At 66.1% G+C, this 12987-nt stretch carries 10 protein-coding genes and 1 tRNA gene; 2 read left to right on the top strand and 9 right to left on the bottom strand.

Annotated elements, in window-relative coordinates; translation table 11 throughout:
- Positions 1-110: 110 nt before the first annotated feature.
- The 6 genes from AWB72_RS27560 to fdhE form a co-directional block, all read right to left on the bottom strand.
- A tRNA-Sec gene (locus AWB72_RS27560) sits at positions 111-206 on the bottom strand.
- A gap of 87 nt (positions 207-293) precedes the next feature.
- Positions 294-908 (bottom strand): DedA family protein, encoded by a 615-nt coding sequence (locus tag AWB72_RS27555; RefSeq protein ID WP_040050255.1) that lies wholly within the window; start codon positions 906-908, stop codon positions 294-296.
- Between the two features lie 22 nt (positions 909-930).
- Entirely contained in the window at positions 931-2934 is a 2004-nt protein-coding gene (locus AWB72_RS27550) for a VTT domain-containing protein (RefSeq protein WP_040050254.1), read from the bottom strand.
- Positions 2935-2969: 35 nt separating this feature from the next.
- Positions 2970-4898 (bottom strand): selenocysteine-specific translation elongation factor, encoded by a 1929-nt coding sequence (selB, locus tag AWB72_RS27545; protein WP_040050253.1) that lies wholly within the window; start codon positions 4896-4898, stop codon positions 2970-2972.
- Positions 4895-6334 (bottom strand): L-seryl-tRNA(Sec) selenium transferase, encoded by a 1440-nt coding sequence (gene selA, locus AWB72_RS27540; protein WP_087129087.1) that lies wholly within the window; start codon positions 6332-6334, stop codon positions 4895-4897. Before selA ends, selB begins: the two co-directional genes overlap by 4 nt.
- Complete coding sequence (gene fdhE, locus AWB72_RS27535) at positions 6331-7341, bottom strand: formate dehydrogenase accessory protein FdhE (RefSeq protein ID WP_040050251.1); 1011 nt, start codon at positions 7339-7341, stop codon at positions 6331-6333. The genes selA and fdhE overlap by 4 nt, the downstream gene beginning before the upstream one ends.
- Positions 7342-7539: 198 nt before the next feature.
- Between fdhE and AWB72_RS27530 the strand changes: the two genes are divergently transcribed.
- Positions 7540-7791 carry an AbrB/MazE/SpoVT family DNA-binding domain-containing protein gene (locus AWB72_RS27530; protein WP_040050250.1) on the top strand — a complete coding sequence of 84 codons (252 nt, stop codon included), beginning with the start codon at positions 7540-7542 and terminating at the stop codon, positions 7789-7791.
- Positions 7785-8135, top strand: coding sequence for a type II toxin-antitoxin system ChpB family toxin (locus AWB72_RS27525; RefSeq protein ID WP_040050249.1), 351 nt, complete (start codon positions 7785-7787; stop codon positions 8133-8135). Before AWB72_RS27530 ends, AWB72_RS27525 begins: the two co-directional genes overlap by 7 nt.
- A gap of 8 nt (positions 8136-8143) precedes the next feature.
- Here AWB72_RS27525 and AWB72_RS27520 read toward each other — a convergent pair whose 3' ends face one another.
- Genes AWB72_RS27520 through fdnG form a run of 3 tightly spaced genes read right to left on the bottom strand, consistent with a single transcriptional unit; the run spans position 8144 to position 12791 of the window.
- Positions 8144-8794, bottom strand: a complete 651-nt coding sequence (locus AWB72_RS27520) for a formate dehydrogenase subunit gamma (protein ID WP_040050248.1) — start codon at positions 8792-8794, stop codon at positions 8144-8146.
- A complete protein-coding gene (gene fdxH / locus AWB72_RS27515; RefSeq protein ID WP_040050247.1) occupies positions 8781-9713 on the bottom strand; it encodes a formate dehydrogenase subunit beta in 933 nt (310 codons plus the stop codon). Before fdxH ends, AWB72_RS27520 begins: the two co-directional genes overlap by 14 nt.
- Before the next feature lie 9 nt (positions 9714-9722).
- The gene (gene fdnG, locus AWB72_RS27510) at positions 9723-12791 is read right to left on the bottom strand and encodes a formate dehydrogenase-N subunit alpha (protein WP_143754706.1); all 3069 of its coding nucleotides are present in this window, start codon (positions 12789-12791) and stop codon (positions 9723-9725) included.
- Between the last annotated feature and the right edge of the window lie 196 nt (positions 12792-12987).

Genomic DNA, 12987 nt, shown 5'->3' with positions numbered 1-12987 from the left:
CATCAACTTACACCACGGCCACCCCTCCTAAGCATTTTCCCGCCAGCAGCTTTTTGCACACTTCTCGGTACATTACCTGAGAGAGTGCGAGAGTAAGTGGGACCGCGCATTGGCGGAAGGCAGCAGGAGTCGAACCTACCTGGGAGTGTCTGACACCCCCAACTGGGTTTGAAGCCCAGCCGCACCACCGGATACGGATGCCTTCCTCGAGGAGGGAAAAATCGAGGATGAGAAGAGAGAGCAAGCGATTATAACGGCGGCATGCATATAACGCAGGAAGCGCACCCCACGCATCATTCACCCGCGCGATCACGCGGCTGTCGCCGGCGCAGCAGCCGATACGCCCACACCAGCAACGCAAGCAGCACCAGCAAGTCGATCATCGTCGCGCCGTGCGTCTGCAATTCGCCAAGCATGACATGCAATTCCCGCTGAAACAGCGCGCCGCCCAATATCCAGAACGCCGCCCACAAAACGATCCCCGCCGCATCCCAAAGAAAGAAGACGAGCGCGGCGACCTGCGTCGTGCCCATCAGCGGCGGCGTGACGAGCCCGAGTCCCGGCACGAACTTCGATACCGCCACGATCGGCGCGCCATGCCGCCCGAAAAGTTCGCTCGTCGTGCGCATGCCGGTATCCAGTGCATACGACCGGCGCGACAACGCCCCGACGAGCCGTCGCCCATAAAGACGCCCCGCCGAGAACCAGACGGCATCGCCGAGCAGCGCGCCGCCCATCGCCGCCACCATCACGTGCCAGAACGAAAGCTGCCCGCTCGCGATCACCGATCCCGCGAACACGAGCAGCGGCGCGGACGGCAACGGCACGCCCAGGCGCGTCAGCAGCACGTTGACGAACACCGCCGCCGCGCCCCACTGCGTTATCGCCGATGGCGGAATCTGGATCAAGCCGCGCCTCCGCCTCGTACGCTCATTTCGGCCTCGACTCGACCAGCATCACCGGCACGCTGCCGCACCCGGCGCTCGTCGCAATTTCGATGCCGCGCCACGGCGATGCATCGCCATGATCCAGCGCCATCGAATCGACGCGCCCGTCCGGACGCAGCACGTTGAACGGCCACGACGGCCGCCGCAGCCGTTCATGCACCACCGAGCCTAGCCAGACCGGCGCCGGCGTCCCGTTCGCGTGCGCGCGCACCGCATAGTTCGTCGGCCAGAAACGCAGCACATCGCGCTGATCCGGTCCGCGCGGCGAACGCGTGAACACGAGCTTCGACGGCTCGCCGTTGTTGAGGCGCGGCAGAGCAGGCAGCGCGGTGGCCGGCGCATTCGGCGACACGACCGACATCACGCTTTTCATCGTCACGCCCTTGACTTCGGTCCAGCCGCGGCTAGTCAACTGCGCGCGAATCTCCGCGGGCGACGCGGCCCATTGCACGGTGATCGGTTCGCGCCGGTCGCCGTCCAGACTCGACCGGTAACACGAAAACTGCCGCCATACGGTGTCCATCCATTCGATCGGCGTGATGACGACCGTCGCGGGCGCCGCGCTGTGCGCCTCGGTGTCGTCGCTCACTTGAAGCGCGACGCTCGCGGAAATGACGGCCAGCACCGCGAACGGCATCAGCGGACGCGGCTTCGGCTTGCCCGGATTGCGCCACACGGCGGTCAGCGCGATCAGGAACACCCAGCTCGCGGCGAGCGCGGCGCTGCCGAGCGCGTCGGAGATGGTGAAGCGGCCAAAGTACAAACCCGCCAGCGCGACCGCCGTGACGATGCCCGATGTCGCCGTCGCGACGAACACGCCCGTCAGCATGCCGACGCGCCGCAGCAGCAGAAACGCGAGAAAGCCGTAGATGACGACCGTCGCGGCGAGATGGCTGCTCGGGAACGTGCGTCCGGCGGGCGCGAACGAGATCGGCAGCGGCTGATGCGTCGAGAAGCGGATCACCGCGACGAGCAGTTGCGAGAACACGACCGCCGCGAGCCAGTACGCCACCGTGCGCCACCGCCGCTCGAGCACCATCCATACGATGACCATCGCGGCGAGCGCGAGCAGGGTCGGCATGCTGCCGAGCGCGGCGGCGGCATCGAGAATGGAATCGGCCCATGTCGAGCGGAACGATTGCAACAGGCGATAGATCGACGCATCGACCTGAACGAGCGACGATCCGCGCGTCACATTGGTCAGCACATAGAAGAACAGCACCGCCGACGCGAGCAGCAGCACCGAGATGATGGTGATGAGTCCGGTCGCCGGATTGCCGGGATCAAGCGCGCGGGAGATGAGCCGCGCGGGCCGCGCGTCCTTGCGCTGCGCCCACGCCAGCAAGCGCTCGCGCGAGGCGACGGTCCATTCCTTCGCATGCGAGACGACGACGCGCGCCAGGTTGAACACGAGCCACGCGAGGGCCGTCACGACGATGAGAATCACGACGAGCCGAATCGACACCGCGCCCGCCAGCTCGATCGACGCGCCGAACACGACGCCCGGCAGGACATGCAGCGGCGCCCAGATCAGCGCGCTCACGACGTTGACCACGAAAAAGCGCGCGGGCGGCATGCCCGAAATTCCCGCGACGACCGGCACGACCGCGCGCATCGGACCGACGAAACGTGCGAGCACCACGCTCTTCGCGCCGTGCGCCTCGAAATAGCGCTTGCCCGCGGCGAGCGCGCCCGGATGCCGTCGAAACGGCCACATTTGCGTGATCGTGCCCGCATGGCGCGCGCCGAGCCAGAAGCTGGCCGCGTCGCCCGCAATGGCACCGACGATCGCGCAGACCATCACCCAGCCGAGATTCAGCGCGCCCGCGCCGACGAGCGCACCGGCGACGAACATCGCCGTGCTGCCGGGCACGAATGTGCCGACGAATGCGAGGGATTCGAGGAACGACGCGAGCAGGACCACCGCGAGCGCCCACTCGGGATGGCCCGACAGCAGATGCAGCAAGTGGTAGTAGGCATGCTCCATCGTTCGCCCTGCGCGGGAGCGGCCCGCGCGGCCGGTCAGACTGACTCGTGCCAGCGGCTATCGGCGCGCAACAGGTGAAGGTCGCGGTGAAAACGAGTGTAACCAACCCTGTCGAAGAACTCCAAAACCTGGATCGCGCGCTTGCGGCCGAGCCCGGTCGCATCGCGGAATTCCGCCGCGCCGATGGCATCCGCCGCGCCGTCGCGAACCCGCGCATGTTGCGCCGCGAGCCGCGCGAGTTCCGCGATCGACGCGCGCGAATAGAACAGGTCGCGCACGATCTGGAACACATCGCCGCGCCGCGCGAGCTTGCGCAAGAGGCGCCGCATGTCGTCTTCCTGCGCGCCGTGCGCCTTCGCGAGATCGCGCATCCACGGCGGATCGAAACGGCCGCGTTCGATCGATTCCAGCACCGCGCCGGCCAGCGCTTCCTCGGCGGCATCGAGCGCCACCGTATGCGACGGCAGATGCAGCCAAGGCCCGCTACGCGCGATGGCGCCGTTCGCCACGGCATCGTCGATGAGCGCGCGCCACAGCGCATCCGGCGCGAGCGGCGCGGCCATGCGGCGCAAGCGCGCGGCGTCGGGACCTTGTTCGTCGGGGAAACGCTCGTGGAAGGCGGCGAGCGCATCGGTCAGGCGCGCGGCGAGCGCGTTCCAGTGCGCGGCGGAGATGAGAAGCGCGTCGTCGTGAACGGGCACGCGGCGCAAGTCCGCCGGCAAGGCGACCGACGCCGCCGGCATCCCGCACGAGTGTTCGACGAGCGAGCGCGGCAGGCCATACGGCGACTGGTCGAAGAGCGCATCGGCGCGGGCCGTGTCGAGCCAGAGCGCGAGCGCATCGAGCCACGCGCGGCGCTGCGGCGTGCGGCGCTTGCGCGCGGGCGCGAACGGATCGAGCACGCGTCCGCCGCCGACCGTCCGGCTCGCCTGCGCATTGCGCACGATGAAGCGATCGCCCGGCAGCGCGCAAATCGCCTGCTCGAACACGAGCTGCACGCGCGCCGCCTGCCCCGCCGCGAGCGTATCCGCTTCGAGCAGCGCGACGTGCGCCACGCGATGCGTCGTGCCGAGATGCACGTGCAGCGGCGCCCAATGCGTGAGCGTGATGCCGGCATCCGCGAGCAGCGTCAGTTCGACGTCGATCCGCTCGGACGCCCGCGCGATCCGCGCATCGACGATCCAGTCGCCGCGCGAAAGCGCGTCTTTCTCGATGCCCGCGAGATTCAGCGCGCATCGCTCGCCCGCGCGGCCGGTCTGCGCCGCGCGATTCTGCGCGTGAATGCCGCGCACGCGCACCGGCTCGTTGCCGGCTTCGCGCGGCGCGAGCGCGAGCACGTCGCCGACGTTCGCGCGGCCCGCGAACACGGTGCCCGTCGCGATCGTGCCCTGGCCCGACAGCGTGAACACGCGATCCACCGCCAGCCGGAAAAAGCCGTCGTCGCGGCGCATGGCCCAGTGCGCGGCGGCGTCGCGCAGATGCGCGTCGAGCGCGGCGACGCCGGCATCGCCGGGCGTGGTGGCGTTCGTGTCGAAAAACGGGGAATCGCGCAGCGGCGTATCGGCGAGCAGCGCGCGGATTTGCGCATGCACGTCGCGCACGCGGGCTTCGTCGACGCGATCGGTTTTCGTCACCGCGACCGCGCCGCGCGTCACGCCGAGCAGTTGCAGAATCGCGAGATGCTCGCGCGTCTGCGGCATCACGCCATCGTCGGCGGCGATCACGACGAGCGCGAAGTCGATGCCGCACGCGCCCGCCGCCATCGTATGCACGAGCTTTTCGTGGCCGGGCACGTCGATGAAACCGAGCATGCCGCCGCCTTCGAGCGGCACGTACGCGTAGCCGAGTTCGATGGAAATGCCGCGCGCCTTCTCTTCCTTCAGCCGGTCCGTGTCGACGCCCGACAGCGCGCGCACGAGCGTGGTCTTGCCGTGGTCGATGTGCCCCGCCGTCCCGACGATCATGCGCCCTCGCCTTCGAGCTGGGCGATGAACGCGGCTTCGTCGAATTCTTCGAGGCAGCGCAGATCGAGCCACAGCGCGCCATCCGCGATGCGTCCGATCACCGGGCGCGGCATCGCCCGCAGCTTCTTTTCGATGCGGTTCAACTGGCCGCCCGCGCGCTTGCCGCCCGCCAGCCGCACGGTGAGGCCGTAGCTCGGCAACACGTCGACGGGCAACGCGCCGCTGCCGATCTGGCTGAACATCGGCTCGCACGCGACGGCGAACGCATCGCCCGTCATGCGCTGCAGCGCGGGCTGGATGCGTTCGGCGGCGAGACGCATGGCGTCGGCGGGACGCGTGAGCAGGCGCAACGTGGTGAGGCGCGTCTGCAGCGTCTCCGGCGAACGATAAAGCCGCAGCACCGCTTCGAGCGCCGCGAGCGTCAGCTTGCCGACGCGCAGCGCGCGCTTCAGCGGATGCTTCTTGATCTTCGCGATCAGATCCTTGCGCCCGACGATCAACCCTGCTTGCGGCCCGCCGAGCAGTTTGTCGCCGCTGAACGTGACGAGATCCGCGCCCGCCTCGACGGTTTCGCGCACGGTCGCTTCGCGCGGCAAGCCCCATTGCGCGAGATCGACGAGCGTGCCGCTGCCGAGATCCACCGCGACGGGCAGGCCGCGTTCGCGCGCGAGCGGCGCGAGTTCGGCGGTCGTCACTTCCTTCGTGAAGCCGGTCACCGCGTAATTGCTGCAATGCACTTTCATGAGCAACGCGGTCTTCGCGTTGATCGCTTCGTCGTAATCCTTCAGATGCGTGCGATTCGTCGTGCCGACTTCGCGCAGCTTCGCACCCGCGCGGCTCATGATGTCGGGAATGCGAAACGCGCCGCCGATTTCCACCAGCTCGCCGCGCGAGACGATCACCTCTTTGCGCGGCGCGAGCGCGGACAGCGTGAGCAGCACGGCCGCCGCGTTGTTGTTCACGACGGTCGCGGCTTCGGCGCCCGTCAGCTCGCAGATGAGATCGTTGACGAGATCGTCGCGGTCGCCGCGCGCGCCGGTATCGAGATCGAATTCGAGATTCGCGGGCCGCGTGAGCACGTCGGCGACCGCGCGCACCGCTTCGTCGGGCAGGAGCGCGCGGCCGAGATTCGTGTGCAGCACGGTGCCCGTCAGATTGAACACGCTTCGCACGCGGCTTTGCGTGTGCTTCGCGAGCCGAAGGCTGACGGCGTGGCCGAGCATGGTGTCCGTGAGGGCATCTACGGAAGCGCGGCCCGCTTGCGCGTCGGTGCGCCAGGCGTCGAGCGTCGCGCGGAGCATCGTGAGCGTCTGCGTGCGTCCGTAATCGGCGATGAGCGGCTCGAACACCGCCGACGCCATCACGCGCTCCACCGACGGCACCCTGGCCATCAGCGCGCGCAGTTCGCGTCCCTCGCCGCCGGTGACATCGCTCATGTTTCTTCGTCCGATGCGCCCGGTCCGTTCGCCTCGCCCGGCTGCTCCGGCCACAGCCACGGATGCGGCGACGCGCGCTGGAAACCGGCGTCGCTCATCAGCAGATCGAGCGTGAGGCTCGCGAGGTCGTCGGCGAAGGGTTCGAAGTCGTAGGCCTTGTCTTGATAGCCGATCTTGCGATACGTGCCGCATTCGTCGCACGACTCCGCCTTCAGCGGCGCGTTGCGCGCGCGTTCCGCCTTGGCCTGTTCGTCCTCCGGCGCCTGCTCGGCGGCGTCCATCGCGTGATAGGCGATGCCTTTCGTCGAATCGCAGTTGGAGCACTTCGCGCGCACCACGTGCCATTCGGTCGAGCAGAGGCCGCATTGCACGTAGCGATAGCCTTCGTGCACGCCGCCGACGCGCACGATGCTCGCGACCGGCATGGTGCCGCACACGGGGCAGACGCCGGGCGCGTCGACATACGGCACGTCCGTTGCGGCGATGCGGCTCGCGATATCGGTCCACAACACTTGCAGCGCGGCCATGATGAACGGCGCGCCGGCTGGCTCGATGTCGGCGAAACGCAGCGCGAGGATGGCGTCGGCCTGGGCGTCGAGCGCGGCGGCTTCGGTCGTGCGCAGACGCGCGACGAGTTGCGCGAGCGCGGGCGTGAGCGCGCCGGCCGTCTCGATGCGGTCGAGCAGCATGAAGAGCACGTCGCGCCAGGCGGGATCGCGGGCGTCGGTGAGCGCGGGAACGATCGGCATGGAATGACGCTGATTCAGGTCGATCGATTCGCGCGAAGGCATGGGCGCGGTGAAATCGGCGAGCACGCGTTGTTGCGCATCGGCGAGCGCGGACATCAGGCGCAGATAGCCCGAGATGGGGTTGCTCGCGTCGGCGAGCTGGCGCAGGCGCGCGGCGCGCGCGCTGAAAACGGTTGCGCGTTCCGGCATGCGCAGCCGGGGAATGGCCGACTGATCGAGCGATTCGATCGAGCCGGCTTCGAGTATGCGTTGAACCACTTGGGTGTGTCCTCGGAATGCCTGGGGGCGCCGCGGCGCTTGCGGTCGTCGGCCAAGCATAGCAGTTAATCGGCGGACGATCACAGCGCGGAAACTGCCCTCGTCCGTTCGGCTAACGTATCTACAAAGTAGATACAATTGAATTGACTGGCGTCCCCCGCGTTTCTAAAATGAGTAGCCATTACGGAGGACGTTTTCATGGAACTCGCGATTCAAAAATGGGGTAACAGCGCCGCGGTCCGGTTGCCTGCCGCCCTGCTCGATCAGGTTCATCTCGCGTTAGGCGACAAGGTCACCGTGGACGTGCGGGCGGAAGGAATCATGCTGACTCCGGCCCGGCATAAATATTCGCTGGAAGAACTCGTCGCACAGTGCGATTCGAAAGCGCCCATGCCAGAAGATCTGGGTGCCTGGAGCGAAGCCAGGCCGGTGGGACGCGAAGCATGGTGAGGCGGGTCAAGTTCGAGCGCGGAGATATCGTCCGCGTCAATCTGAATCCCGTCGTCGGTCACGAACAGCAGGGCGATTTCCGCCCCGCGCTCGTGCTTTCGCCGGCGGCATTCAATGCGCTAGGCACTGCGCTCGTCGCCCCCATCACGCAGGGCGGCAACTTCGCGCGGTTCGCCGGGTTCGCGGTTCCGCTGTCGGGATCGGGATGCGAGACTCAGGGCGTCGCGCTCGTGAACATGATGCGCACGCTCGATCTCGAAGCACGCGGCGCGCGCAAGATCGAGCGCGCGAGCGCCGAGGTGGTCAGCGACGCGCTCGCGCGGTTGCAAACCATCCTCGACTGAAGCGCCCGTTACTTCCCGATAATCTCCTTGAACCACCGCGTATGGTGCTTGCGCGCCCACCCGTAGGTGACCGTGCCGCGCACCATCGCGCTGATCGAGCCCTTCACCCACAGTCCCGCATAAATGTGGATGATGATCGACACGATCAGCACGAACGCCGTCGCCGCGTGCACCACCGCCGCGAGGCGGATCACCGTGATCGGGAAATAGAACGCGAAGTACGCGCGCCAGATCACGATGCCCGAAGCGAGCAGCAGCAGCAGACTCGCCACCATCACGTAGAACACGAGCTTCTGGCCGGCGTTGTACTTGCCGATCTCGGGCAGGCGGTCTTCGCGGTTGGCGAGCACGTCGTTGATCTGCTTCATCCACTGGACGTCGCTCTTGTCCAGGCCGTTGTGATGCCACACGCGCAGCGCCAGCACCATGAACGACAGGAACATCACGCAGCCGATGAACGGATGCAGGATGCGCGTCCACTGCCCGCCGCCGAGCACGGCATAGAGCCATGACATCGACGGATGAAACATCGCGAGCCCGGACAGCGCGAGCAGCACGAAGCTGATCGCGGTGATCCAGTGGTTGGTGCGCTCGTTCGGCGTGTAACGGACGATCAGGCGGTTGCCCCGCACGTCGCGCAAATCGCTATCGTGTTTCATTCGAACGCTCCCTTTCGCTGCGTGCATCATCCGCTTCCTGCTGCGCCTCGGCTTCCTCTTCCGCGGTCACCTCGTTCGGACCGACACGGGTGTAGTGGAAGAATCCGGCCAGCGCCGCGAGCGCCATGCCCGCGACCGCGAGCGGCTTCGTCACACCCTTCCAGACCGACACGAGCGGACTGATCCGCGGATTCTCCGCGAGCCCGTGATACAGCCCCGGCTGATCCGCATGATGCAGCACGTACATCACGTGCGTGCCGCCCACGCCGGCCGGGTTGTAGAGACCCGCGTTCTCGAAACCGCGCTCCTTCAGGTCTTCCACGCGATCCGCCGCCTGCTGGATCATGTCCGTCTTGGTGCCGAACATGATCGCGCCGGTCGGGCACGTCTTCACGCACGCGGGTTCCTGTCCGACAGCCACGCGATCCGAACACAGCGTGCACTTGTATGCACGGTTGTCTTCCTTCGAGATGCGCGGAATGTTGAACGGGCAGCCCGTCACGCAATAGCCGCAGCCGATGCAGTTTTCCTCGTGAAAATCCACGATGCCGTTCGTGTATTGAACGATCGCGCCCGGCGACGGGCACGCCTTCAGACAGCCCGGGTCCTCGCAGTGCATGCAGCCGTCCTTGCGGATCAGCCATTCGAGGTCGCCCTTCGGGTTCTCGTACTCCGTGAAACGCATCACCGTCCACGAATGTTCGGTGAGGTCGCGCGGGTTGTCGTAGACGCCGGTCGTATGGCCGACCTCGTCGCGCAGGTCGTTCCACTCCATGCACGCCGTCTGGCAGGCCTTGCAGCCGATGCACTTCGACACGTCGATCAGCTTCGCGACGGTGCCCGTGACCGGCTCGCGGATCTGCGGCGGCGGCGTGGTGGTGGCGGAGACGCGCTTCACATCCAGTGATTGCAGAGCCATGTCTCCCCCTTATGCCTTTTCGACCTTGACGAGGAACGACTTGAACTCAGGCGTCTGCGAGTTCCCGTCGCCCACGGAAGGCGTCAGCGTGTTGACGAGATAACCCGGCTGCGTCAGGCCCTTGAAGCCCCAGTGCAGCGGCAGGCCGACGGTTTGCACCTTCTTCCCCTCCACGGTCAGCGGTTTGATGCGTTTGGTGACGAGCGCCACCGCGACGATGTGCCCGCGATTGCTCGACACCTTCACGCGGTCGCCTGCGACGACGCCGACTTCGTTCGCCAGATCCTCGCTGATTTCCACGAACTGCTGCGGCTGCACGATCGCGTTGAGCCGCGCGTGCTTCGTCCAGTAGTGGAAGTGCTCGGTCAGACGATACGTCGTCGCCGTATGCGGGAACTTGTCCGCGGTGCCGAACTGCGCGCGATCGTCCGCGAACACACGGGCGGCCGGATTGCTCGTGGCTGCCTTGTTGTCCGGGAAGAGCGGGTTGTAGCCGAGCGGCGTCTCGAACGGCTCGTAGTGCGTCGGGAACGGTCCTTCGTTCATGCCGTCGCGGGCGAAGAAACGCGCCACGCCTTCCGGATTCATGATGAACGGATTCATCCCGTTCTCGGGCGGCTCGTCCACCTTGAAGTCCGGAACGTCCGGGCCCGACCACGTCTTGCCGTTCCAGCCGATCAGCTTGCGCGACGGATCGAACGGCTTGCCGTTCACATCGCACGATGCGCGGTTGTACAGCACGCGGCGGTTCACCGGCCACGCCCACGCCCAGTTGAGCGTCTGGCCGATGCCCGTCGGGTCCGAGTTGTCGCGGCGGCCCATCTGATTGCCCGCCTGCGTCCACGCACCACAATAAATCCAGCAGCCGCTCGCGGTCGAACCGTCGTCGCGCAGTTGCGCGAAGCTCGCTAGCTGCTCGCCCTTCTTCGCGAGCACCTTGGTCTTGTCGGCGGCATCCGTCACGTCGGCGAGCGCGCGGCCGTTGAACTCCATCGCCAGCTCTTCGGGCGTCGGGCTTTCCGGATCGGCGTACGGCCACGTCAGCTTCAGGATCGGATCGGCATACGCGCCGCCCTTGTCCTGGTAAGCCTTGCGCATGCGCAGCCAGAGTCCCGACATGATGTCGATGTCGCTGCGCGCTTCGCCCGGCGGCTGCGCGCCTTGCCAGTGCCACTGCAGCACGCGCGACGACGAGACGAGCGAACCGCGCTCTTCCGCGAAGCACGTAGTCGGCAGACGGAACACTTCGGTCTGGATCTGCGATGCATCGACGTCGTTGAACTCGCCGTGGTTCTTCCAGAATTCCGACGTTTCCGTGGCGAGCGGGTCCATGACGACGAGATACTTCAGCTTCGACAGCCCGAGACCGATCTTCGCCTTGTTCGGCGCGGCGGCGAGCGGGTTGAAGCCCTGACAGAAGTAGCCGTTCATCTTGCCGGCGGCCATCAGCTCGAAGGCTTGCAGCAGGTCGTAGGACTTGTCGAGCTTCGGCAGGAACTCGAAGCCGAAGTTGTTCTCGGCGGTCGCGTTGTCGCCCCACCAGGACTTCATGAAGCTCACGTGGAACGCGCGATAGTTCTTCCAGTAGCTGAGTTGGTTGGGCCGCAGCGGCTGGGTCGCGCGCTTCTTGATGTACTCCTCGTAGTCCTGCTCGGCTTCCATCGGCAGCGTCATGTAGCCGGGCAGCAGGTTCGACATCAGGCCCAGGTCGGTCAGGCCCTGGATGTTCGAGTGCCCGCGCAGCGCGTTCATGCCGCCGCCCGCAATGCCGATGTTGCCGAGCAGAAGCTGCACCATCGCGCCCGTGCGGATCATCTGCGCGCCGACGGAGTGATGCGTCCAGCCGAGCGCGTAAAGGATCGTGCCGGCGCGGTTCGTCGCGGCCGTCGATGCGAGCATCTCGCAGACCTTCAGGAACTTGTCGGTCGGCGTGCCGCACACCTTCGTCACCATTTCGGGCGTGTAGGCGGCGTAATGCTGCTTCATCTGGTTGTAGACGCAGCGCGGATGCTGAAGCGTCGCATCGACCTTCACGAAGCCGTCGTCGCCGCGCTCGTAGTCCCAGCTCGTCTTGTCGTACTTGCGATGCTCGGCGTCGTAGCCCGAGAACACGCCGTCCTTGAACGCGAAGTCCTCGCGCACGATGAACGACATGTCCGTGTAGTTCTTTACATACTCGTGCTGGATCTTGTCGTGCGTCAGCAGATAGTTGATGACGCCGCCAAGGAAAATGATGTCCGTGCCGGTACGGATCGGCGCGTAGAAATCCGCAACCGATGCCGTGCGCGTAAAGCGCGGATCGACGACGATCAGGCGCGCCTTTCTATGCGCCTTCGCCTCGGTCACCCATTTGAAACCGCACGGGTGCGCCTCGGCCGCATTGCCGCCCATTACCAGAATCACGTCCGCGTTCTTGATGTCGACCCAATGGTTCGTCATCGCTCCACGGCCAAACGTCGGGGCAAGACCTGCCACCGTCGGGCCATGTCAGACACGCGCCTGATTGTCGAATGCGAGCATGCCAAGACTGCGGACAGTCTTGTGCGTCAGATATCCGACTTCATTGCTGCCCGCCGACGCCGCGAGATAACCCGTGGTCAGCCAGCGGTTGACGGTCTTGCCGTCCGGCGTCTTTTCGACGAAGTTCGCGTCGCGGTCTTCCTTCATCAGCTTCGCGATGCGGTCGAGCGCTTCGTCCCACGACATGCGCTTCCACTCGTTCGAGCCGGGCGCGCGATATTCGGGGTAGAGCAGCCGGCTCGGGCTGTGAATGAAGTCGATCAGCGAGGCGCCCTTCGGGCACAGCGTGCCGCGATTGACCGGATGGTCCGGATCGCCTTCGATGTGGATGATGCTGGCCTTTGCGTTCTTGGCGTTGTCGCCCAGGCCATACATGAGGATGCCGCAGCCTACCGAGCAATACGGGCAGGTGTTGCGGGTTTCAGTGGTGCGCGACAGTTTGTATTGCCGGACTTCGGCAAGCGCGGGAGCCGGCGAAAAGCCCAATGCAGCCAGGCTGGAACCGGCGAGCGTGCTCGCGGAGACCTTGAGGAACTGTCGCCGTGACATTTGCGGCATGATTGCCTCGGCGCGTCGTGTAAGTGGGTGGTCTGAATTATAGGTACGCGGTACGGCCCCAACGCCCTGCCTTTCATGGGGATTGCACTGATGAGCCGTCCGTTCTTGCTTCCTTGCCGCAATCCGCAGACGGATGCGCATTTCGGCAAAGGCGGGATCATAGCAACGATCTTAAGCATACGCTGAGCCCGTCGCG

The organism is Caballeronia concitans (genome assembly GCF_001544615.1).
In the GTDB taxonomy this organism is placed as follows: Bacteria; Pseudomonadota; Gammaproteobacteria; order Burkholderiales; family Burkholderiaceae; genus Caballeronia; species Caballeronia concitans.
The sequence above is the reverse complement of the archived record's forward strand: the minus strand, read 5'-3'. Positions and strand labels throughout refer to the sequence as shown.